This window comes from Peptostreptococcus sp., assembly GCF_977045075.1.
In genome coordinates this window covers 1-23,836 of record NZ_CDRRTB010000008.1, presented here as the reverse complement: position 1 = coordinate 23,836, position 23,836 = coordinate 1, and the positions used below count along the sequence as shown (strand labels likewise).

Annotated in this window: 24 protein-coding genes; 23 read left to right on the top strand and 1 reads right to left on the bottom strand. The window is 39.4% G+C overall.

The annotated features are described in order from the left end of the window. The 17 genes from ACW6OJ_RS01735 to ACW6OJ_RS01655 all read left to right on the top strand — a co-directional run bounded on the left by ACW6OJ_RS01735 (position 1) and on the right by ACW6OJ_RS01655 (position 17,668). Positions 1–855 (top strand): thioesterase II family protein, encoded by an 855-nt coding sequence (locus ACW6OJ_RS01735; RefSeq protein ID WP_456095612.1) that lies wholly within the window; start codon positions 1–3, stop codon positions 853–855. Beyond that, the gene (locus ACW6OJ_RS01730; RefSeq protein ID WP_455104708.1) at positions 845–1,855 is read left to right on the top strand and encodes a 3-oxoacyl-ACP synthase III family protein; all 1,011 of its coding nucleotides are present in this window, start codon (positions 845–847) and stop codon (positions 1,853–1,855) included. The genes ACW6OJ_RS01735 and ACW6OJ_RS01730 overlap by 11 nt, the downstream gene beginning before the upstream one ends. A gap of 9 nt (positions 1,856–1,864) precedes the next feature. Further along, a complete protein-coding gene (locus tag ACW6OJ_RS01725) occupies positions 1,865–3,355 on the top strand; it encodes an AMP-binding protein (protein ID WP_456095611.1) in 1,491 nt (496 codons plus the stop codon). After that, entirely contained in the window at positions 3,352–3,600 is a 249-nt protein-coding gene (locus ACW6OJ_RS01720) for an acyl carrier protein (RefSeq protein ID WP_293431554.1), read from the top strand. The genes ACW6OJ_RS01725 and ACW6OJ_RS01720 overlap by 4 nt, the downstream gene beginning before the upstream one ends. Before the next feature lie 310 nt (positions 3,601–3,910). Next, the gene (locus ACW6OJ_RS01715) at positions 3,911–4,681 is read left to right on the top strand and encodes a nuclear transport factor 2 family protein (RefSeq protein WP_456095610.1); all 771 of its coding nucleotides are present in this window, start codon (positions 3,911–3,913) and stop codon (positions 4,679–4,681) included. Between the two features lie 57 nt (positions 4,682–4,738). After that, positions 4,739–5,179: an Rrf2 family transcriptional regulator gene (locus ACW6OJ_RS01710; RefSeq protein WP_313964450.1), complete on the top strand. Its 441-nt coding sequence runs from the start codon at positions 4,739–4,741 to the stop codon at positions 5,177–5,179. Between the two features lie 167 nt (positions 5,180–5,346). Then, positions 5,347–6,153, top strand: coding sequence for a protein-ADP-ribose hydrolase (locus ACW6OJ_RS01705; RefSeq protein ID WP_456095609.1), 807 nt, complete (start codon positions 5,347–5,349; stop codon positions 6,151–6,153). Continuing rightward, complete coding sequence (locus tag ACW6OJ_RS01700; RefSeq protein ID WP_456095608.1) at positions 6,134–7,129, top strand: SIR2 family NAD-dependent protein deacylase; 996 nt, start codon at positions 6,134–6,136, stop codon at positions 7,127–7,129. Before ACW6OJ_RS01705 ends, ACW6OJ_RS01700 begins: the two co-directional genes overlap by 20 nt. Positions 7,130–7,432: 303 nt before the next feature. Continuing rightward, on the top strand, positions 7,433–9,808 hold the full coding sequence (locus tag ACW6OJ_RS01695; protein WP_456095607.1) for a cell wall-binding repeat-containing protein: 2,376 nt from the start codon (positions 7,433–7,435) through the stop codon (positions 9,806–9,808). A 200-nt stretch (positions 9,809–10,008) separates the two neighbouring features. Beyond that, the gene (locus tag ACW6OJ_RS01690) at positions 10,009–11,160 is read left to right on the top strand and encodes a TlpA family protein disulfide reductase (RefSeq protein WP_456095606.1); all 1,152 of its coding nucleotides are present in this window, start codon (positions 10,009–10,011) and stop codon (positions 11,158–11,160) included. A gap of 23 nt (positions 11,161–11,183) precedes the next feature. Then, positions 11,184–11,336, top strand: coding sequence for a CD1871A family CXXC motif-containing protein (locus ACW6OJ_RS01685; RefSeq protein WP_293431536.1), 153 nt, complete (start codon positions 11,184–11,186; stop codon positions 11,334–11,336). Continuing rightward, positions 11,329–12,219: a 4Fe-4S binding protein gene (locus tag ACW6OJ_RS01680; protein ID WP_293426030.1), complete on the top strand. Its 891-nt coding sequence runs from the start codon at positions 11,329–11,331 to the stop codon at positions 12,217–12,219. Before ACW6OJ_RS01685 ends, ACW6OJ_RS01680 begins: the two co-directional genes overlap by 8 nt. An 18-nt stretch (positions 12,220–12,237) precedes the next feature. Next, positions 12,238–13,515 (top strand): ABC transporter permease, encoded by a 1,278-nt coding sequence (locus tag ACW6OJ_RS01675; protein WP_456095605.1) that lies wholly within the window; start codon positions 12,238–12,240, stop codon positions 13,513–13,515. Positions 13,516–13,524: 9 nt separating this feature from the next. Next, positions 13,525–14,169: an ABC transporter ATP-binding protein gene (locus ACW6OJ_RS01670; protein ID WP_314494795.1), complete on the top strand. Its 645-nt coding sequence runs from the start codon at positions 13,525–13,527 to the stop codon at positions 14,167–14,169. A gap of 11 nt (positions 14,170–14,180) precedes the next feature. Next, a complete protein-coding gene (locus ACW6OJ_RS01665; RefSeq protein WP_456095604.1) occupies positions 14,181–15,557 on the top strand; it encodes an ABC transporter permease in 1,377 nt (458 codons plus the stop codon). Positions 15,558–15,683: 126 nt separating this feature from the next. Beyond that, positions 15,684–16,337, top strand: a complete 654-nt coding sequence (locus ACW6OJ_RS01660; protein WP_456095603.1) for a response regulator transcription factor — start codon at positions 15,684–15,686, stop codon at positions 16,335–16,337. Next, on the top strand, positions 16,334–17,668 hold the full coding sequence (locus ACW6OJ_RS01655) for an ATP-binding protein (RefSeq protein WP_456095602.1): 1,335 nt from the start codon (positions 16,334–16,336) through the stop codon (positions 17,666–17,668). Before ACW6OJ_RS01660 ends, ACW6OJ_RS01655 begins: the two co-directional genes overlap by 4 nt. A 155-nt stretch (positions 17,669–17,823) precedes the next feature. On the opposite strand, the gene acpS is transcribed toward ACW6OJ_RS01655, so the two are convergent. Further along, on the bottom strand, positions 17,824–18,195 hold the full coding sequence (acpS, locus tag ACW6OJ_RS01650) for a holo-ACP synthase (protein WP_456095601.1): 372 nt from the start codon (positions 18,193–18,195) through the stop codon (positions 17,824–17,826). 224 nt (positions 18,196–18,419) lie between these two features. Between acpS and ACW6OJ_RS01645 the strand changes: the two genes are divergently transcribed. From ACW6OJ_RS01645 to cobS, 6 genes are all read left to right on the top strand, one after another. Further along, positions 18,420–19,232 carry a transketolase gene (locus ACW6OJ_RS01645; protein WP_293431517.1) on the top strand — a complete coding sequence of 271 codons (813 nt, stop codon included), beginning with the start codon at positions 18,420–18,422 and terminating at the stop codon, positions 19,230–19,232. Between the two features lie 8 nt (positions 19,233–19,240). Next, positions 19,241–20,176 (top strand): transketolase family protein, encoded by a 936-nt coding sequence (locus ACW6OJ_RS01640; RefSeq protein WP_456095600.1) that lies wholly within the window; start codon positions 19,241–19,243, stop codon positions 20,174–20,176. 65 nt (positions 20,177–20,241) lie between these two features. Beyond that, entirely contained in the window at positions 20,242–21,402 is a 1,161-nt protein-coding gene (locus ACW6OJ_RS01635) for a S41 family peptidase (RefSeq protein WP_456095599.1), read from the top strand. Positions 21,403–21,479: 77 nt separating this feature from the next. Then, complete coding sequence (cobT, locus tag ACW6OJ_RS01630; RefSeq protein ID WP_293429873.1) at positions 21,480–22,562, top strand: nicotinate-nucleotide--dimethylbenzimidazole phosphoribosyltransferase; 1,083 nt, start codon at positions 21,480–21,482, stop codon at positions 22,560–22,562. Positions 22,563–22,570: 8 nt separating this feature from the next. Then, positions 22,571–23,158, top strand: coding sequence for a bifunctional adenosylcobinamide kinase/adenosylcobinamide-phosphate guanylyltransferase (locus ACW6OJ_RS01625; RefSeq protein ID WP_456095598.1), 588 nt, complete (start codon positions 22,571–22,573; stop codon positions 23,156–23,158). 110 nt (positions 23,159–23,268) lie between these two features. Continuing rightward, a partial coding sequence (cobS, locus tag ACW6OJ_RS01620) for an adenosylcobinamide-GDP ribazoletransferase (protein WP_456095597.1) occupies positions 23,269–23,836 on the top strand: 568 nt, incomplete at its 3' end.

Sequence of the window (23,836 nt, the reverse complement as noted above, 5' to 3'; positions counted from 1 at the left end):
ATGATTAAAATATTTGCATTTCCAGGAGCCGGTTCGTCGGCAATAACCTATTATAGGTGGATGAGACACCTACCAGAATCATTTTTGATAAGTCCCCTAGATCTACCAGGAAGGGGGATGAAGATAAAAGAGGAGAAGATTCATAATAATAGGGACCTAATAGACTACTTTTATTCCGAGGTCTGCAAGAAGCTTGAGGGAACAGAGGACGATTATGTTCTGATTGGTAATAGCTTTAGTAGTATACTGGCAATCCAATTGTGCAATAAGATTGAAAAAGAGGCCGCCATAAAGATGCCTAGACACCTATTTCTGTCAGTGGAAGTACCACCATGTGTTTTAAAGACCAGAAAAAAGATGTCAGAGGATATAGAGAGAAAAGACTTTGTTAGGGGAGTAATAAATAGGTTTTTTGAAGACAGTATGACCCTGCAAAAGGAAAAGGAACTGATTGTGGGATGGATCTTGGACAAGCTGTACAGTGACAAGGAGGGTTTCTTAAAGCTAAGCGTAGAGGATGTGTGTAGGGAGCTTTTTAATAGGGGACCAGATGAAGAAAAGGACCTAGCAGAGCTGGTAGGGTTTATAATAGAACACTTGCACCTATTTTTAGAGGATGAGGAGATAATTAACAGTCTTCCTGAGGATAGCCTAAAAATAGCCACGGATATGACTGTTTTTGGAGCAAAAACTGACCAGGTAGCAAGTGAAGAAGATATGGGACTTTGGAGAGAGTATACGAGTGCTAACTTTGATTTAAGGATGCTAGATGGGGAGCATACTATTCTCTATGATAACCCAGAAGTAATAATATGTGAAATGAAAGAGGTGTTGAATAAAGGCTATGAACAGTAGAATTATTGGGGTTGGTAGATACCTACCAAGTAGGGTTGTGACAACTATGGAGTCAGAAAGGCTCGCAAACTTTGAAAAATTCGGGGTAAAGTTAGGTCTTTGCAAGATGTTGACTGGTTGTCATGAAAGAAGGTATTCAGAGCCTGATGAATATTGCTCTGATATTGCAGCAAAAGCAGCTGAAAAGGCAATTGAAAATGCCCAAATTAGTAGGGATGAAATTGATGCTGTCATATTCTGCTCAGTTTCACAAGACTTTGCCGAGCCAGCGACTGTAAATGTAGTTATGGATCTTCTAGGCATTGACAAGGCATTTGGCTTTGATGTGAAGAATGCTTGTAATGCATTTCTTTCTGGTCTTGATATTGCCGATAGTCTAATAAAAACAAATAAGGCAAGGTACGTCCTAGTTGTGTCAGGCGAGGCCCTATCTAAATGGGTCAGCTATGAATTCGAAGATAAAAATGATATGATAAATCGTGCTCCAGTTACCTTTTCTATTGGAGATGGTGGAGGTGCTATCATACTAGGTGGAACAGATGAAGAAGGGGTAGGATTTGTAAAGGGAATATTCGAAACCTTCCCTAAATATTGGAACAACAATGTTGTTTGGGGCGGAGGAGTTAGGTTCCCACATAGTCCTGAAAAAATGTTTATACCAGGAACTACCAAGGTCATAATTGATGAACAAAGAAATCTGGGCAAGCACCTATTACCATTGCTTTCATCTGAAGTAGGTTGGGATTTTACCAAGGATATTGACCACTATGTACCTACACAAGTAGCAAAGTGGATCAACCAGAGTATGTCTAAGGAGCTAAACTTTCCGATGGAGAAGATAGTCCAGGTTGTAGAAAAGTATGGTAATGTGGGAGCAAGTAATATACCAATTGCCCTAGTAGAGCTTATAGAGTCAGGAAAGCTAAAAAGAGGTGATAAGCTCCTTATGACAGGTGTAGGCGTAGGAATTAATATAGCTTCAGTGGCAATGGTATACTAAGGAGCAGATATGAAAAGATTCGGAGAACTATTGAATTATTTATATACTAATAGGGAAGGTAAATTTATCTTTTATGACAGGGACAATAATAGGTTCGAATATGATTCTGCAGATATAAAAAAACATATATTGATTGTAAGCGACCTCTTGAAATCAAAGGGATTTGAATCAAAAAAAGACCAGTGGATAAGGCTGATTTCTAAGGACAATTGTTCCAGCTTTTTTATGATGTTTGCCTTACTAAGTCTAGGATACAATGTGTTATTGGCAAATCCCAATGATGACTCTGATAGGGATAGCTTTAGGACAGTAGATAGTGATGTATACTATGAGGCCAGTCTAGACAAGGAGTATGATCTAGGAGACTTAGAGGAGAGAGAGTTTGGTAGTTGGGTAGGCTTTTACTCATCTGGAACAACAGGGTACCAAAAGAAGTTTGTGTACAATGTTGAGACAGTTCTGAGGTTAATATCAAATGTAAGGTCTATCATAATGGATAACAAGATATACGGTATACTGGAGGAAAACAAAAGACCTTCAGATAGAAGGATCTTGAGCACCCTACCAATGTATCATATATTGGGCTTTCTGGTACCCTTTATCATGTATTCTCTTGAGTGCGATATAGTATTCTGTAAGTATTTATATCCAAATAGCATTATAGACTCAATAAATAAGGATAATATACTAGGAGTCTTCGGTGTGCCACTAGTGTGGGAGCTAATCATGAATATGGCCCAAAAAAGATTCCCTGATTCGGCCAACCCCATCAGGGAGATGCTTGGTGACAAAATCCAAATAGTCCTGGGCGGTGGAAGTAAGACTAATAGAAGGGTAAGAGAGACCTACATAGATAGTGGTATTGATTTCTTTGTCGGCTATGGCATGACAGAAATTGGGTTCTTATCTCTGAGTTCTTCTGACTTGGAAGATATAGACTCAGAGGGTAGTATATATCCAATGTATGATTACAAGATACTCAATGAGCAAGGAAAGTTAATGGACTGTGGTGAAGGTGAGCTTGTAGTCGATACAAGGGGGATTTATAGCTATATGTTCGATGGTGGACAGCCTAAAAGCCTGGACTTAATAGAGGGTAAATATTTTGAAACAGGAGATATATTTATTCTTGAGGATGGGAAGCTTTACTTTAGAGGAAGGAAGAAGAATATCATTGTCTCAAGCAATGGTGAGAATATTTTTGCAGATGAAATTGAAGCCAGGCTTGATAGGTCCTACTTTAATAACATCCCATTTTGCATTGGAGACTATCAAGGCCTCGTTGCCCTTTATTTATACAATTATGGTGGACTTTTTAGTGAAGCTAGTGTAGAGGCTATTATTAGACACCTAGTAGATATAAATAAAGGCCTTCATATAAACTCAAAAATTAAAAAAAGTATCCTTATAAATGAAAAGGAAGTACTTACATCTAAGGGTGGTTTAGCTATATATAAATTAAATGAAAATAGTAATATAAGGGTGGTGAATGTAAAATGAGTGAAACAAAGCGTTTGGATATAGAGAGGTTTATTAGGAGGCAGCTATCTGAACTACTTGATGTAGAAATGTCAGAAATTAAGAATGAGGATAACCTTATTGATTTTGGTGCAAACAGTATGATAATCGTACAGTTATATGTAGGCCTTCAAGAGGAGTACAGGGTTCACCTAGAGGATAAATTGGACCTATATAAAAATCACATATCAATAAATGAAATTATTGATAGTATAGAGGCAGCATAATTTAAAGTATACTATTTTTTATTGAAAATACTATTTAAAATAATAGGATTGGAGTGCTTACAAGATTGATAAAATGTGTAGATATAAGTAATTCCAAATATTTGAGAGCACCTTAGCCATTTGGCTTGGGTGCTTTTTAAGCGACAAAAAATAGGTTCAGAAAAATTTTTCAAAAAAGTTTCAATGTAACTATTGACATTACATCAAAAATCCTATATTATAAATTCATAAGATGAAACCATGAAGGTTACACCTAAAGAAAATTAAAGCAGATGATATTTAAAAAAAGAAAAATTAGGAGGAAATTATCATGACAAACAAGGAAAGAGCATTGGAACTTATAGGAACATTCGTATCAGGAGATACAGCAAAGGCTAGGGAACTTCTAGCAGAGGGCTATATACAGCACAATCTTGCTTATGGAACAGGGGCTGACGCATTTGTAGGAGCAGTTGAGTACCTAGCTTCTGCACCAGTTAAAACAAGTCTTAAGAATATACGTGCATTTGAAGATGGAGACAAGGTATTCTTACATAATGTATACAATTTTGCAGGAGCTGGAGAAGTAGTAGCCTTCGATATATTCAGATTTGACTCTGAAGGGAAGATAGCAGAGCACTGGGACAACCTACAGCCTAAGGCAGAACCAAATCCATCAGGCCACACTCAAATTGATGGAAGCCTTGAAAAGAAGGATGTAGATAGGGAAGAAACAAGAAGACTTGTTGCGGATTTTGTTGGAGATGTTCTTCGTGGAGAGAATCCAGACAAACTAACTTCATACTTTGATGGAGATAAGTATATCCAGCACAATGTGTCAATTGCAGATGGTCTTTCAGGACTTGGATCAGCATTAGAGGCCTTGGCTAAGGAAGGTATACAGATGATATACGATAAGACACACTATGTACTTGCTGATGGAGATTATGCACTTGCAGTTAGTGAAGGAACTTTTGGAGGAACACCAACATCATACTATGACTTGTTCCGTGTTGAAAATGGCAAGATAGCTGAGCACTGGGATGTAATGGAAACTATTGCTGATGAAGCAACTTGGCAGAACCAGAACGGAAAGTTTTAATGTAATACTTGAAATTACATCAATATAAGTATACAATGATAATAGGAGGATGATACTATGCAAATATCGAGCAGATTTACCGTGGCCTTGCATATTTTAACCTGTGTAGAAACGTTTAAAGATCAGTACAAGATTACAAGTGACTTTCTAGCAGGCAGTATAAATACAAATCCTGTTATCATTAGAAAAATTCTGACACAGCTAAAAAATGCAGGTTTAATCACGGTGGCCAGAGGCACAGGTGGAGTTAACCTAACAAGGCCTCTAAATGAAATAAGCTTTTATGATGTATATGAGGCTATAGAGCCAGTTGAAAATGGGGACCTGTTTAGCTTTCATACTAGCCCAAATCCACAATGTCCTGTGGGAAGGAATATCCATAACCTACTTGACGACAAGCTAAAAGCCATCCAACTTGCTATGGAGGCTGAGATGAAGAAGTATACAATAGAGGACCTAAGTGGTGGGATGAAAGAACTCTTGGCAAAGGAAATATAAGAATTAGACCCTGGTTAAATTAACAGGGTCTTTTTTGGAAGGAATATAAAAATGAACAAATACCCTAATAATAAGGTTAGGGGGATTCAAATAGGCTAAAATCACTGTTTTGTAAGGTGTAGTTGTCTAAAGTCTGTCTAGCTGGGACAGTAGATAGGAGGTAAGCTATGAATAAACTAAGTAGACAAGAGGAAAGATTGGACTACCTTTTGGAAGCATTTAAAGCCGATTCTGAAAACTATAAAAATATAGGGGTCTCAGATAAGAGGGCTGAAAAGGAACAATTATTGAGGTCACTTATGAATGTACGCATGCCTAAGGAACTGCCAGAGCAAGTAATAAGGGTTCAGGACGAATACCTAGGTGCCTGTGCAGAGGAAAAGGGAATAGTAAGGCTAGAAGATATACCCCTTATTAAGGATAATATATCCATATGGCAGGGAGATATAACCAGGCTTGAGGTGGACGCCATAGTAAATGCTGCTAATTCTATGATGTTGGGATGTTTTTTGCCTATGCATACCTGTATAGACAACCAGATCCATACTTTTGCTGGAGTACAGCTCAGACAAGAGTGTAATGATAAAATGGACCAACTAAGAGAAAGATTTGGAAATGACTACGAGCAACCGACATCAATTCCTATGCTTACAGAGGCCTACAACCTTCCTGCTAAGAAGATTGTTCATATAGTTGGACCTATAGTTTGTGGCAGTCTTACTCCTGACCTAGAGAAGAAGCTTGAAGACTGCTATACAAATACCCTGGATATGTGTTTGGAAAATGGTTTAAAAAGCCTTGCCTTTTGCTGCATATCAACCGGCGTATTTCACTTCCCAAATAAGAGGGCAGCAGAGATAGCTACAGAGGCAGTAGCTAAGTGGTCCTTAAGGCATCCTAACTCTATGGATAGGATAATTTTTAATGTATTTAAGGATGAGGATAAGAAGTATTATGAAGAATTATTGCGATAGAAAAAATGGATATAGGCATACAATACAATTGGGCATAGAAGGTGTCAGGACCCTTACAAATGGTATGACTAGAGGAAAATACTCAGGTGATGAGGGAATAAGGAGACTTCAGGACGAAATTCAAAGAGCTGATGCCATCGTAGTCGGAGCAGGGGCGGGCTTATCTACTTCTGCCGGTTTGACCTACAGTGGAGAGAGGTTCGAAAGCTACTTTTTTGACTTTGAAGAGAAATATGGTATAAAGGATATGTATTCAGGAGGTTTTTATCCGTTTTCAGATGAAGAAATAAAGTGGGCCTGGTGGGCAAGACATATATATTTTAATAGGTATATAGAGCCACCAAAACCGGTATACAGAGACCTCTATTCACTTTTAGAAGGAAAAAACTATTTTATAGTCACTACTAATGTTGACCACCAGTTCCAGAGGGCTGGCTTTGATAAGTCAAGACTATTTTATACCCAGGGGGATTATGGCTTGTTCCAAAGCACAAATCCGAGAATAAAAAAGACATATGATAATGAGGACTGGGTTATAAAGGCTATGGAAGCCCAGGGATTTATAAAGGACGAAAGTGGAGTTTTTGCAGTTCCAGAAGACAGGAAAATATCAATGCAAATACCTAAGGACCTGATACCTAAATGCCCCGATGATAATTCAGACGTGACAACAAATCTTAGAGCGGATGATTCCTTTCTTGAAGATGAGGGCTGGAATAGGGCTTCTGAGGCCTATTATAATTTCATTGAAGAAAATAAGGGTAAGCATATACTCTACTTAGAACTTGGAGTTGGGGCCAATACGCCTGTCATTATAAAATATCCCTTCTGGCAACTTACAAGGTCAAATAAAAGGGCTGTATATGCATGCCTTAACTATGGTGAGGTCTTTTGCCCTAAGGAAATACATGATTTTGCTATATGTATTGATGGTGATATTGGAGAAACTTTAAGACAGGTGAGTTTAGATAAATAGAAAGGACATTAAAATAATATAGTTATTAATATGAAAAATATATTGTAAAATGCACGAATTAGGTGTAGAATAAATCTAGTATATATCAAAACTTCGATAGATTCAAGATTTTTTATAGTAAAAAAATAGTGACTTAGCTTAAAATTAGTAATAAATGTGTTTTTTAAGAATATAATTCAAGAAAAACAGTCTTTATTACTGTTTATCAACTATATTTAAAGTATGCTAGTAGTTTTATATATAAATAAATCTAAGCATGTATTTTTATAAGCAATATATTTTTTTGAAAAGAGGTGTATTTTAATGAAAAGTATTAGGACTTTATTAATTGTAGCAATCTGCTTTGCCTTTGTGGGCTTGCTACACACAAAGAGCACTACTTATGCGGTGACTGACAGGTCAAGTATACATAGCTTTTATGACAATCCGCTAAGCAAGACTCCAGACCAGTCAAGTAACTATAACGGTATAGAATATTATGCAAGGTTTGTTGCCAAGAACAAGAAGACAGGTAACACAGAATATTCTTCAAAGGACTGGGATATGCTTGCTCCATGGAATCCAAGTCATCCAGACTATGATTATGACTATGCGGCAGTTGAGGCGAGTGCAGATGTCTATGACATGACAAATTCAAGCGACCTAGCAGTGGTAGGCCAGGTGAAAAATACTACAGGTCAGAGGGTTAATATCAACCTTTCATATGACTTTGGTAACAAAAATAAGAAAAATGGTGTGGCTAGGTTTATTGATGATACGAAGGCTGCAGAGATTACAGGAACATATGGCTCAGATGTAAATATCCAGCTTAAGTGTGATGGAAATGTGACTTATACATATGCCCAGGCAAGAGCCTTGAGCAACTTTTCTTGGTCATCAGTAAATCAGATTCAGATTACGGGAACAATGGACCCTAATGATACTATTAACTTTAATATACCTTTGACTACAAGCCAGGCAACAAAGGGTGACTATATAGAATTACCAGTAACATTTTATGGAAGTCCACGTAAGTCTACTAAGGCTAAGATTAGACTATCAGAGTACCTATATAATGTGGATGATAGGATAAATGGAGTTTATGTTGGTGCCTATAAGATGCCAGACAATACATACAAGCAGGTCCCAGATAAGATCCAGGCAATTATGCCAAAGGTACAGAAGAGTGACCTGATTTACAGTATGTCTAAGCTTCTATTTACTACTAATTTAGCTAAGTATGAGGCAGATGGTAGCGATGGCGTTGCCTATGACCATTCATACTACCTAATCAAGCTAGACAGGATATTCAATGCAGTAAAGGATGAGGGCTACAGTGTAAACTATAGTGCAAACAGGGGGCTATGGAAGTCTTACCAGTACAATATGAAATCTGGTCTAAAGCTTACAGATAAGGATGGACAGGATGTTCAATTTGGTACTTATGATGCCGATGCAGGTGTCCAGCTATCAAGATACTATGTTGAACTACACAAGGTCCTAGATACTAAGGATATAACTATAAATGTTGGCGATGCTTGGAACAAGTTCGACAACCTAACTTGGCGTAAGGTAATCGGTGGTAGCCGTGATATAACTGATGCAGAGCTAGATGTAACAAACAACGTAGATAATACAAGACCAGGAACTTACTGGGTTAAGTATTCATATAAGGTTGATACAGACAAGTATGTGACTAAGACTGCCAAGGTAATAGTAAAGGACAACTCTAGTGGAAACAACACAGGTGGAAATAGAAATAATAGGGGCAACCAATCTAAGAGGTATGTAATACTTGCCAGTGGGTACAAGTACACAGATGTACTTACAGCTACAGTTTTGGGTAATGAAAAGAAGTGCCCTATACTTTTAACTAGCCTTGATGAGGTTTCTGATAATACTATGAAGGAAATCAAGAGACTAGGTGTTGATGAGGTTATAATCTCTGGTGGTCCAGCATCTGTATCAGAAAAGGTAGTAAGTCAGCTTAAGAAGGCAGGCTACAATGTTAGAAGAATTGCAGGTAAGGATAGGTATGAAACTGCTGAAAAAATCGGTGACGAGGTTAGACTTACAAGCAACAATAAAAACGAAGTAATACTAGTAGATGGAACAAACTTCCCAGATGTTATAACACTTTCTACATTGGCAAACCAGAAGAGGGTTCCAATCCTACTTACTCAGCCAAAGGCCCTAAACTCTGTAACTAATAGACTTTTAGGTGCTTGGAGAATAGACAAGGTAACTATTGGTGGAGAAAAGACATCTGTTTCTAAGAATGTTGAGGATACAGTTAAGGCAAAGACTAAGGCTGTTGATAGGATAGGTGGAGCAACTAGGTATGAAACTGCCTACAAGGTTGCTGACCAGGTGAGAAGACTAACTAACAATGAAAAGGACTTGATCCTAGTAGATGGAACAAAATTCCCAGATGGTATCACTATCAGTTCATTGGCAGCCAAGTTCAAGGCTCCAATCCTTCTTACAAAGCCTGACAAGCTTCATCCTGTAACAGAGGCTGCAGTAAGCCAGTGGGGAGTTGAAAACCTACTAATAGGTGGAGGCTATAACTCAGTATCTAAGAATATAGAAGACACTATAAGGATAAAGAACAAGGAAAGAGTAGCTGGTAGCGATAGGTATAATACAGCTGTAGAAATATCTAAGAGGTATACAGACTCTAGGCAGCTAGCCAGATAAATTTAATACTAAATGAAGAGGGGTCTCCAAGGGGGCCTCTTTTTTGTGCGAAAAAAACTTTAAAAAATTTTTTCATAAAAAAATCTATTTCATATATGTTTCATAAAAGTATTATAAGATATATCTGTAAACGATTGAATTTAAGATTAAAAGGGGTATATTCCCTTATAACAAGTAAAGATATTTAAGGAGGAATTATTATGAACAAGAATGCACTAAAGGGAGCAGGAGTACTACTGTCTCTATGCCTAGTTTTTGGGGCTGTAGGCTGTCAAAAATCAGATGACAAGGCAAAGACTAAGGAAAACCAAGCTGTAAGCTCTGAAGAGGCGGGTATGACTGCTAATGGAGGCAAGGAAAATACATTTAAGCCGGCGGACTATACATTGCCAGTCAAGGATGAATATGTATATGAATTTTTAGGCTTAAAGTTCCAGCTTTCAGACCAGCTTAAGAAGGATCTTACAAATAAGTCTATAGTTATGCTAGATGACCAGAGTCCAGTAGACAAGGACCTAAAGTATGGTATTTTAACCTTCAGTAATATTACAGATGAGCAGAAAAACGCTGTAGTAGACAAGATGGGTGACGCATATGACAAGTGGAAGGATAGCCTTGCCAGAGTGGGTACTATAGGTATGTTCGAAAAGAGCCTATCTGAGGACGAAATATCTAAGATTACCAAGTGTGACACTCACAAGAAGTTAGGAACTTCTGCAGATGGCAAGTACAACTACTATATCAGTTCAAAGTCTGGTACTAAGGGTAGCTTCCTAGAAGAGTTTGCCAAGACTAAGGTAGATATAATAGAAAAGAAGGACCGTCCTGATAATGGCTTTGTCCTAGCAGAAAAGAGTGACTTAGAGCAGACTCAGGCCTTTGATGGAGAGACTAGCAAGGATTTAAGTAAGGTAGTTGCCAAGGATATAGACGGTAAGGAATTCTCTAGCAAGGATTTTGCTAAGTATGACCTAACTATGGTAAATGTTTTTGCTACTTGGTGTTCACCATGTGTTAGAGAGATACCAGACCTTGCCAAGGTTCACAATGAAATGAAGAGCAAGGGTGTGAATATAGTTGGTATAGTAACTGATACATATGATGGAGCAAATGTAGACCAGACTGCTGTAAAGAAGGCCAAGCTGATCAAGGAAAAGTCAAAGGCAGCCTATCCTTTCCTAATACCTGACAAGACTTTATTCAATGGTAGGTTGATAGGAATCCAGGCTGTGCCAGAGACATTCTTCGTAGACAAGAATGGAAAGATAGTTGGTGATACTTATTCTGGTGCAAGAGATGCAGCTACTTGGAAGAAGATTATAGAAAAAGAATTATCAAATGTTAAAAAATAAGTAGATATAAGCGGTGGATATATATGAGTAAGAAAATTTTAAAGAGTAGGGCCTTACCTATGATAATTGTACTTGCTGGTGTGGCCATGATGTACCATGGCTACAAGACTGGAGAGGTCCAGGTTGTACTTGATAAGGCCATTAGAATTTGTATGGAGTGTATTGGAATTGGATAGGGTTAAAAAGTTAATAAATTTTGGAACAAAAAAGAATAGATATAAGATTATGGATCGTTTTAGACATCTATTTCAATCTATTTGGTTTCTGATTACGAATTCCTACTTTGAAGGATTTAAGACTGGTAAAATCTACGGTGGAGACCTTAAAAAAGTTTGTGTTCCGGGTATGAATTGCTATTCATGCCCGGGGGCAAAGGGGTCTTGCCCAATAGGTGCATTGCAGGCTGTAATTGGAAACTCAGATTATAAGTTTAGCTATTATGTGGTTGGATTTTTATTCTTCATAGGTGCCCTGATAGGAAGGTTTGTCTGTGGTTGGCTATGTCCATTTGGCTTAGTCCAGGACCTATTGCACAAGATTCCTTTCTTCAAGAAGGTGGAGACCTTCAAGTTCGACAAGCATTTAAGGAAGCTAAAGTATGTGATCCTCTTGGTATTTGTAATTATACTACCCCTATTTATCGTGGATATATTGGGTCAGGGGTCACCGTATTTCTGTAAGCTTGTATGTCCTGTGGGTATGCTAGAGGGTGGAATACCACTTGTATTGTTAAATGAAAGTATGAGGGGGGCGATTGGCTTCCTGTACTATTGGAAGGGACTAATTTTGGTACTGACTATCCTACTTTCTATAGTAGTATACAGACCCTTCTGTAAGTATATCTGCCCACTTGGTGCAATATACTCAGTCTTTAACCCTATTTCTGTCTTTAGGTACAGGTTAGACAAGGATAAGTGTATTGGCTGTGGCAGGTGTAAGAGGGTCTGTCAGATGAATATAGACCCAGTTCAAAATTGCAACCACCTAGAGTGTATCAGGTGTGCTAGGTGTAAGAATGCCTGTCCTGTGGATGCGATTAGCTATGGAATTAAAAATTAAAAGGGGGCTAGTGGTGAAATGATTAAAAATGCTATAGCATATGTGACGAGGAAGAGAAATAGGACACTGATAGTATTTGTTATTTTAGCACTAGTTCTTTCATGCCTATATTCCTGCCTAAGTGTAATGAAGTCAAGTAATAAACTTGAAGATACCCTATACAGGTCTTCTAACTCTTCCCTGTCCCTGACTAAAAAGGGAGACGGATATTTTGAGCTAGACCAGGTCAAGGACCTAAGAAATATAGGGGAAATTGAAGAACTACTTCCCCTATATGATGGGTTGGCAAAACCTGCAAATATAGGCTTGGTAGAGGGTCGACAGCAGGTGGAAAGGTATGACATCCCTGATGAATTTAAAAATCTTCTAGCCCTTGAAGCTACAAGTAATACTAGTAGGAATATACTCTTTACTAGTGGTGTATTTCAGCTTCAAAGGGGTAGGCATATAGGAATAAATGATAGGGGCAAGATACTAATACATGAAGACCTTGCCAAAAAGAATAGCTTAAAAGTAAACGATATCATCGGTCTTGAATTAATAGAAGCCAGCAAGGAGAGGTCAGATCTAAAGTACAATTTTAGGATTGCTGGTATTTTCTCCGGCAAAAAGCAGGAAAAATACACAGGCCTATCGTCAGACTTTAGTGAAAATATGGTCTTTGTAGACTATGAATCAAGTCAAAGGGCCCTTGGTAGGGATCCAAGTAGGGGGCTTGTAAATAAACTGGGAATTTTTCCTAGTGGACCCCAGTCAAGAGACCTAGTTGAAAAAAAGGTGAGGGACCTCAAGCTAGACTGGACAAAGTATCGTCTTGATAAGGACACCAGTGCATTTGAGGAATCCTTGGAGGCCTTGACTGGAATAAGGCATATTATAAGGCTAATGACAATTTCAATAATGATAGGTGGGATTATAGTCCTATCCCTAATACTAGTCCTATGGATAAGGGATAGGATATATGAGATAGGAATACTACTGTCAATCGGTACGACTAAGGCTAGGATTGTGGGGCAATTTATACTTGAAATCCTATTGATAACTATACCTGCAATGCTAGTAGCCCTCCTATTTGGAAATATCTTGGTAGGGCAAATACTAGGGGGCCTTCTGGATACTGATAGCCCAGCTAATCTAGCCGGCAACCTCCTAAGTACAGCTAGTGGTCTAGGAGTTATGACCAGCTTTTTGCAGGCCTGTGGTCTTTTAGTAGGGATTATTCTAGTGTCGGTCCTTTTTGCAAGTATGATGATTTTAATAAGGAAGCCAAAGGATATATTATCAAAGATAAGTTAGGAGAAGCTAATGGATGTATTAGAAATTAAAAATGTGACATATACCTATTCGGGCTCTAGGGAGACGGTTTTATTGTCTGTAAATCAAGGGTTTGAACTTGGAAAATTTTATGCAATAATTGGTAAGTCGGGGGCAGGTAAATCAACCCTCCTATCTCTTTTGGCAGGCCTAGACAAGCCAAATAGTGGTAGAATCTTGTTTGAAAATGAAGATATCAGCGAGAAGGGTTATTCTAACCACAGGAAAAACAATATATCCTTGGTATTTCAGAACTATAATCTGATTGACTACCTATCACCACTAGAAAATATTAGGTTGGTGAATAGCAAGGCACCAGAGGAGATACTTTTGGACCTGGGCCTTGACAAGAGCCAGATAAAGAGAAATGTGATGAAGCTGTCAGGTGGTCAGCAACAGAGGGTTGCTATAGCAAGGGCCCTAGTATCTGAGGCCCCTATAATTTTAGCCGATGAGCCTACTGGAAACTTGGATAGTGCTACGGCTGATGAAATCATAGGTATCCTCAAGAAGCTTGCCAAGGAAAGAAATAAGTGCGTCATAGTTGTAACCCATAGCAAGGAGGTTGCCAATGCAGCCGATATAGTCCTAGAGCTTGGTGATATGAAGCTTAAGCCAGTCGATAGGGCTGTATAGGGGGTGGGACTATGCTTAGAAATGCTTTTGCATATGTAACCAGAAAGAGATTAAAGTCGCTGATTATTTTCCTAGTTATATTGGCCATGTCTAGCCTTAGTCTGATAAGCTTGTCTATCAAGGATGCTACAAACAGGGCTTCAGAGGACACCTTCGGCAATATAACAAACAGCTTTTCCATGGAGATAAATAGGCAGGTAAATCCTGGCACTCCAAGGGGTGGAGGTAATGTAAAGGGTCAGGATATCAAGAAGATATCGGAAACAAAAAACATAGATTCCTTTGTCAAGAGGATCAATAGTGTAGCAGACCTGGTTGACCTAAGTATCATAGAGACCGAGGAGACCCTTGCCAACCAATCTGAGGAGAGGGCAAAGAACTTCAAGTCGACTGTCATGCTGACAGGGGTTAATGACTCGTCCAAGGAGACAAAGTTCGTGTCAGGTGCCTATAAGTTAGTAGAGGGCGACCACCTAAATGATAAGGACCTACACAAGGTTTTAATCCACAAGGACCTAGCTAAGAAGAATAATTTGAAGATAGGTGACAAGCTAAAGCTTAAGTCTAACCTATTTGATGCCGATAATGAGAAGGGGGCAAATGAGACTGTAGAGGTTGAAATAAAGGGGCTTTTTGATGGCCACAATGAGGGTGGTGTAAGTGCTGCCCAGGAGCTTTACGAAAACACCCTGATTACTGACCTTGATACGGCGGCTAAGGTATATGGAAATACTGAAGATACTGCAGTTTACCAGGATGCTACCTTCTTTGTAAAGGGTAATAAGAAGTTAGACAAGGTTATAGATGATCTTGGTAAGCTTGACATAGACTGGAACCAGTACTATTTGATTAAGAGCTCTTCTAACTACCCAGCCCTACAGGCATCTATAACTGGCATATATTCTATAGCTAACAAGCTATTTGCGGGTTCATTGATATTTGCAGGTATTGTAGTATCCCTACTATTATTCCTATGGATGAATGCTAGGAAGAAGGAAATAGCCATCCTATTGTCACTTGGATTCACGAAGGCAAAGATATTCGGCCAGTTCCTACTAGAGCTGGTACTTATAGCTATACCGGCCTTTATAGGGTCCTACTTCTTGGCAGCCTATGCAGGTAAAATGATGGGATCTAGCATACTAAACAAGGTTACTGGCGATATATCAAAGCGTATAGCTAGCCAGGCCGCATCTAGCCAGCTAGGTGGTGGAGCAGAGGTTGATGGCTTTAACAAGACTCTGACTAGCCTAGATGTCCATATCCAACCAGAAGCAATGCTTTATGTGGCCATCTTTATGTGCCTAGTCTTGCTTGTTTCGCTAGCCCTTGGATCTTGGGCTATACTAAAGAAGAAGCCTAAGGACCTACTAGTGGATACAAAATAAGGCCTTAAGGATACAAATATAATTATCGGTGCACCTGCACCGATAATTTTTGTCCTAAGAGGAATAATATGAGATATAATATACTTAATAAGGCTAATACAGCTAATAAAGCAGGAGGAGGAAGCCATGAAAATACTAGTTGTCGAGGACGACCAGATGATCAGAGAGGGTATAGGTGAATACTTGTCAGAATTTGGCTATACCATCATAGAGGCCGGAGACGGAAAAGAGGCCCTAGAAAAATTTAATAATGATATTAACCTGGTTATCCTGGATATACAGATTCCCTATATAAATGGACTGGAGGTCCTAAGGGAAATCAGAAGGACGAGCAAGCTGCCCATCCTAATCTTGACAGCCTTCAGTGATGAGGAGTACAAGATAGAGGCCTTTACAAACCTAGCAGATGGCTATATAGAAAAGCCATTTTCCCTACCTGTTTTAAAGGCTAGGGTGGACTCGCTGATAAAGAAGAACTTTGCCAATATAGACAAGTTGGAATACAAGGACCTAGAGGTGAATTTTACCAGCTATACAGCAAAAATTGCTGGCAGAGATATAGATGTAAATGCTAAGGAGCTAGAAATATTGAAATATCTCTTGGACAATGAGGGGCAGGCCCTTACAAGGATGCAGATAATTGACAACGTCTGGAAGGACACAGAGGAAATTCCCTTTGACCGTGTAATTGATGTATATATAAAGGAGCTTAGGAAGAAGCTAGGCTTGGACTGTATTGTGACTATTAGAAACGTAGGTTATAAATTGGAGAGAAAATGAAAAACTTAAAGATATTTCCCAAGATGTTTATACAAATATTTTCAGTTCTAGGAATAATAATCCTCTTGATCCACCTCTTGGTCTTCTATATATTTCCAAAGACCTACCTGGAAAATAGGAAGGAGGAAATATGTACAGAGGCCAATAAAATATCTAGAAACCTTGCTGGCAAGGATATTAACTATGTGAATCAGGCCCTGGACTTTTATTCTAAGAATAGTGAAATAAAGGCATTTGTAAAGGGACAAAACAAGAAAAATGAAGTACAAATTAAAGATAATGTAGACATAAATATGGATAGCAATAGCAATTCCCTAATAATTGAAGAGAGGACCATAAGTTTAAATAGTGGTAAGAAGGCATACCTCCAGTTTGTTTCTACGGCCGATATGCAGGAGGATGCCAAGAACCTAAGTTTTAAATTCTTACCCTACTCTCTTCTTATATCCCTCTTGTTCTCGATAGTGGTTTCTCTGATATATGCCAAGTCCATAAAGAATAATATTGAGGAGATTAAAACTGTCACTGACAGGATGATGACACTGGATAAGGATGCTAGACTTATGGTGGATTCCAGCGATGAAATTGGTCACCTAAAGGACCAGATAAACGACCTATACTTTACCCTACTCAAATCAATAGATGACCTAGAGTTTAAGAATAGGGAAATCATAAAATTAGAAAGGCTAAAATATGACTTTCTGAAGGGGGCATCCCATGAGCTCAAGACCCCACTTGCTAGCCTGAAAATTATTTTGGAAAATATGAAGTACAATATTGGCAAGTACAAGAACAGGGACCTATATATTGGTGACTGTATTGATATAGTCGATGGCTTGACCCATAATATAAGTCAGATTTTATCGGTTTCTTCCCTGGACAATTTGAAGGATGACGAAGAGGTCCTATGTATAGGAGATATCTTGGTTCCAGTCTTGGACAAGTATGAGGTTTTGGCTAACCAAAAGAATATAAGGATTGAAAATTTTCTTGGTGATGAGACCATATATATAGGTAAAAGGGCCCTTAGGATTATCCTATCCAATCTTGTCAGCAATGCAGTCAAGTATACGGAAGAGAGTGGCCTGATTAAAATTGGAGTAGAGGATGCCTGGTTCTATATTGAAAACTCCTACACATCTAATAAGCCCCTAGACATGGACAAGGTATTTGATGTTAAGTTTGACCTTAATAAGGAAAATAGCAATGGCTTGGGATTGTATATTGTGAGTAATCTTTTGAATAACTACAAGATAGGTCATAAGGTCCTACAGGGCCAGTCGACCTTTGTTTTCAAGATAGACCTAGCTAATAGGCAGAATATGGAATAAGGTTTGAAGATGATAATAAAGACCAGAAAAGGTTAGGTAAAAAAGTCTAAGCAAAAAAAGTCTTAGCAAAAAGATTGGAAAGAGTGAACTATCAATAAACTACAGGAGTGTGAAATTTTCACACTCCTTTTTCTACTTTCTGCATCGCTACTAGGTTAGGTAAGGGCTATGGCTGTTGCACTTGCATAGTGTTTAGAATGGGATATTGTAACCATTATCTGGCTGATACCACGCTCTCTGCAAATATCCCTTAGACTGCCACTCGTTACAACATAGGGCTTGTTGACCTCGTCTCTTAAGATTTCCAAGTCTTGAAGCTTAAAGCCCCTCAGTCCTGTTCCCAGTGCCTTCACCACAGCCTCCTTGGCAGAGAAGTTTCCTGCAACAGACTCTGGCTTGAAGCTCTTGGACTCAAGCATGTCCTTCTCCCTGACAGAAAAGAGCTTGTCTATAATTCGAGGGTTTCTGTCCATGGCCTTACTTATGCGGTCTATTTCAATAATGTCATTACCAATTCCATAAATCATATTAGGGCCTCCTAAAATACCTATTACTTATATTACACATTATCAGCCCTCCTATGTCAACTTTATTTTTTTAATGAAAAATTTACAATTATATCTCAAGTAGTAGATATAGCTACACCTAGCTTGGCATATATAGTATAATAGAAAATGTATTGGTGTAACCAATTACAGATTAAGTTAGGTTTAAGTTCGTACTAATAGCCTAAGGGGAAAGGAATTATAAAATGATTGATTATAATGACCTAAGTGAAAGGGCAAAAAGAATAAGAAGAAATATAGTAAAAATGATATATAAGGCCCAGTCGGGACACCTGGGAGGGTCCCTATCTTGTGTGGATATTTTGACCGCACTCTACTTTGGTAGAATGAATGTAGACCCAGAGAATCCAAAGAAGTATGACAGGGATAGGTTTGTTATGTGTAAGGGACATTCTTCACCTGCCATATACGCTACCCTGGCTGACAGGGGCTACCTGCTAGAGGAGGAGTTGTATGGCTTTAGGCAGATAAATGAAGACCTTCAGGGAAGTCCAGACATGCTGAGGGTAAATGGTATAGACATGTCCACAGGGTCACTTGGCCAGGGCTTATCAGCAGCCTGTGGTATGGCTCTAGCATCCAAGCTTGATGATATAGACTATAACGTATATGCCTTGCTGGGTGATGGTGAGCTCCAGGAGGGTATGGTATGGGAGGCAGCCATGTTTGCCAACCAATACAAGCTAGACAATCTTCTTGCTATAGTTGATATGAATGGTTTACAAATTGATGGTACAACAGATGAGGTAATGAGCCTTGGCTCTATAGCCAAGAAGTTTACATCCTTTGGTTGGTACGTATTGGAGATAGATGGTCATGACTTTGACCAGATATTTGGAGCCTTTAATACATTTGAAAAGATTAGCTCTAAGCCAGTTTTGGTAATTGCCAATACTATTAAGGGTAAGGGTGTGTCCTTTATGGAAAATGCCTGTGAATGGCATAGTAATGTACCTAATGAAGCAGAATATAAGCTAGCCATGGAAGAGCTAAGATAGGAGATTTTATGAGTAAGAGTTCAATGAGAGAGGCCTTTGGAAGGGCCTTGGTAGATATAGGAGATGAGAGGGACGACCTTATCGTTGTGGATGCAGACCTTGCTACATCTACAAAAACTCAATATTTTAAGGAAGCCTTCCCATCAAGGTTTGTAGATGTAGGAATAGCTGAGCAGAACTTGATCGGTGTGTCCGCAGGCCTGGCTTCTACAGGTAAGACGGTCTTCGCCTCTTCCTTTGCAGTATTTGAAACTGGAAGGGCCTACGAGATTATAAGGAATACAGTATGTATCGGTAAGCTAAATGTCAAACTTTGTGCAAGTCATGCAGGCCTGATGACAGGTCCAGATGGGGCAACCCACCAAAGCTTGGAGGACATAGCAAATATGAGGGTCCTACCAAATATGAAGGTCCTTGTTCCTGCAGATTCTAGGGAGGCTGCCGGCATGGTAGAATTTATGGCCTCTGACAAGGGACCTACCTATATGAGAATGGTAAGAGATGATACAGAGGATATAAATGACCAGGACTATGTATATGAACTTGGCAAGGGCCAGGTCCTAAGAGATGGCAAGGATATAAGTATACTTGCATGTGGTCCTATGGTCAAGAAGGCCCTAGATGCAGCCAGCCAGCTAGAGGCTACTGGTGTAGATGCCAGAGTGGTAAATATGTCGACTATAAAGCCACTAGATGTAGAGACTGTATTGGCCTGCGCTAGAGAGACAAAAGGGATAATAACAGTTGAAGACCACAGCATTTATGGGGGGCTTGGGTCAGCAGTAGCAGAGCTTGTAGTAGAGAACTATCCGGTCAAGATGAAGCTAATTGGTGTCAATGATAGCTTTGGTATGTCAGGGAGCTGCCAGGACCTATACAGGCATTATGGCTTGACTAGCGAGAGGATTGTCAATGAAGCCCTTGGCATTTTAGATAGGGACTAGTACTTTAGACAGGGACTAGAACTTTAAATAGTTAATGAATTATTATGGTAGAGGTAAGTGATAAAATGAAGAATAAAAAGGACAGTTTAGAAAGAAGATTTTTAAGGATAATACCAGTGGTCCTTGTGACCGCTATTGTGACAAGCCTAGTACTAGTAAACCTTGGTTTTCTAGGTTTTGTACCACCATCAGAATATAAGAAATATGCCAAGTACAAGCTCTTAGAGCAGAGTATAAAGGCTGAATTCTACAAGAAGCCAGACGAAAAAAAGCTGGAGGAAGCTACCTATAAGGGGCTTTTTAGTGGACTTGATGACGTGTATTCATCCTACTATACTGCAGATGAAATGAAGCAGCTCCTAGAGGTGGCAACGGGCAAGTATGTAGGTATAGGCTTCGTGGTTGGGGCTGACAAGGCAACAGGGGCCATCAAGGTTGAATCGGTTATGGATAATAGCCCTGCCAAGCAGGCTGATGTAAGGAAGGGAGACCTAGTAGTAGCTGTAAGTGGAAAGAAGTATTCATATATGGAGATGGACATAGCAGTTAAGAATATTAGGGGGCCTGAAAATACAAGTGTAAAGATCACTTTTTTAAGAGATGGTAAGAAGATAGATAAGACCATTACTAGGAAGGAAATTAAGATAGTATCCATTGAGAGCAGGATGCTAGAGGATAAGATAGGATACATTAATATAAAGAGCTTTGAAGAGGATACTGCCAAGGACTTTAGGAAGGCCCTAACTAGTCTAGAGGGTCAGGGTATGAAGGCCTTGATTATAGACGTAAGAGATGATGGAGGTGGCCTATTGACTGTTGTTCAGGACATAAGTGACAGGATCTTGGGTAAGGCAGTCATAGTATATACCAAGGATAGACAGGGTAATAAGAACTACCTAAAGAGCAGTGACAAGGAAAAACTAGATTTACCAATAGTAGTCCTTACAAACGGCAACTCTGCATCTGCATCAGAGATATTGACAGGGGCGGTGCTTGATAATAAGGCAGGTATATCTATTGGTGAAACTACTTATGGTAAGGGGCTAGTCCAAGGTATGTTAAAGCTAAAGGATGGTAGTGGCTACAAGCTTACTACGGCCCAGTATTTTACACCTAATGGCAGCTATATAGACAAGAAGGGTATCAAGCCGACTATAGAGGTCAAGGACAAGGCCCAGCAGTTGCCTAAGGCTATTGAATACCTAAAAGAAAAGATAAAGAAGTAAGGGATGAGCAAGTAGATAGGAAAATGAGTAAATAGGCAGAAAAGTAAAAATACATATATGTATTTATGGAGGAAGTTATGAATCTTTTGGTTAGTATATCTAGTAATATATATCCACTAGATAAAAAGAGTATAGATAAGGCCAGGGCCAGGTGGGAAGACCTAATACATCCACCGAGGTCCATGGGAAGGCTAGAGGATATTACTTGTATGATGGCTGGAGTCTATGGAAATGATGTAATTGAGGACAGACCAAAGAAGTGTATAATAGCCTTTGCTGGAGACCATGGTGTTCATGAGGAGGGTGTGTCAGCCTATCCCCAGGATATTACTAGACTTCAGTTTGAGAATTTTGTAAATGGTAAATGCGGAGTAGCCAACCTAGCCAAGTGCAATGGTGTGGATATGTTTGCAGTTGATATAGGTATGAAGGGTAGGGATTCTATTGTTGGTGTTCTTAACTATAAGATAAAGGAAGCTACTGACAATATGACCCTAGGACCAGCAATGAGCCTTGATGATGCAGTCAAGTCTATAGAAATTGGTATAGAGGTTGCTGAAAGATGCATTGTAGAGGACTACAGGATAATTGGTATAGGAGAGATGGGTATAGCCAATACTACTCCGGCTACTGCTATCTTGTCAGTCATGTCCGGTAAGGATCCGATGGATATTGTGGTTTCAGAGTCACAAGACCCAAGTAAGGATCTCAAGCACAAGGCGGATGTGATCAGGAAGGCCATAGAGGTAAATAATCCAAATCCAACTGACGGTATAGAGGTCCTAGCCAAGGTTGGAGGCTTTGAGATAGGTGGTATGGTAGGTGTAATTCTAGGATGTGCTGCCAACAAGATACCTGTAGTTATAGATGGTTTTATATCCTATGCAGCTGTCCTTATAGCCAACAGGATTAATCCAAAGTGCTTAGACTATCTGATTCCATCCCACCTATCAGGACATGGGGGATCTAGGCTGGCCATGGAAATCTTGAAGCTAGACCCTATTTTAAATATGAATATGTGCCTGGGTGAAGGTACTGGTGCAGCCCTAGCCATGCCTATAATAGATTCTGCAATATATGCCTACAACAATATGGCCAAGTTCAGCCAAGAGCCCCTGGGTGAATTTTTAAGGTCATATGAGTCAGGACAGGATAAGTAGGTGACGGTATGGCAAGAATTAGTTTGCTTACAGGTGGGGCAAATTCGGGTAAGAGTAAGTTTGCAGAAGACCTATGCCTAGGTCTAGACCCGAGGATAAATGGCCAGGACAAGGTCCTGTATATAGCCAGTGCCAAAGTACTTGACGATGAGATGGCAGAAAAAAAGGCCAAGCATATTGAAAGAAGAATGTCCTATGGCTGGGATACCCTAGAGGCCTATAAGGACTTCGACCAGTATTTTGCCGACAAATCAATATTGGATACAGGCTACAAGGCTATCCTATTTGACTGTCTGACTATGATGGTGACCAATATAATCTTTGAGGGTCATATGGACTTTGATGCTAGTGACAAGGACCTCAGACAGGAAAAAGAAGACCTTGTCTTTAGAGAGCTAGACAAGCTTTTAGACCTAGTAGCTGACCAAGATCTAGACCTGGTATTTGTAACTAATGAACTGGGCATGGGCCTGGTTGGAGATAGTAGCCTGTCCAGGTACTTTCAGGAGGTGGCTGGCAGGGTCAACAAGTATATCGGTGATAGGAGCCAGACCATGTATTTTGTGGTATCAGGCCAGCCTATTAGGGTAAAGTAGTCCCTGGATTTATGGGGACAAGGTAAGCGAGCTATATATGTAAAGTGTTTATGAAGGCCCTTATTGTAATTATTTGGATAGGGGCAAGAGAGCTAGGAGAGGTGCCGAGTATGAGGTTTATCAGTATACTTCAATTTTTAACCAGGATAAGTATAAAAAAGGATATTGGCTATGACCCACACATGGAAAGGGGTATTGTATATTTTCCAGTAGTCGGTGCCGTAATAGGCCTGCTTTTATTTGTAGGCTTCAGGGCCTTTAGTTGGCTTTTTTCAGGTATAGACAACATCTACTTATTGGCTACTCTCATACTGATTTTGGAGCTTATAATAACAGGTGGTCTTCATATGGACGGTTTTGGAGATACCTTTGATGGATTTTTTTCCTATAGGTCCAAGGATAGGATTTTGGAGATAATGAAGGACCCAAGACTAGGGACTAATGGCTTATTGGCTATAGTGGTCCTTGTAGTCCTGAAGATTGTGGCTATGGCAACTCTTATAGACTATAATATGGCTGTATATTTGATTTTTATGCCTATTGTAGGGAGACTGGCTGGAGTATTTTTGACCTATAAAACCAGGCCTGCCAGGGAAAATGGCATGGGTAATATGTTTATAGGAAAGTGCAGTACTAGTGCACTGGTTTTAGCAAGCCTATTTACCGCCTTATCAGCCA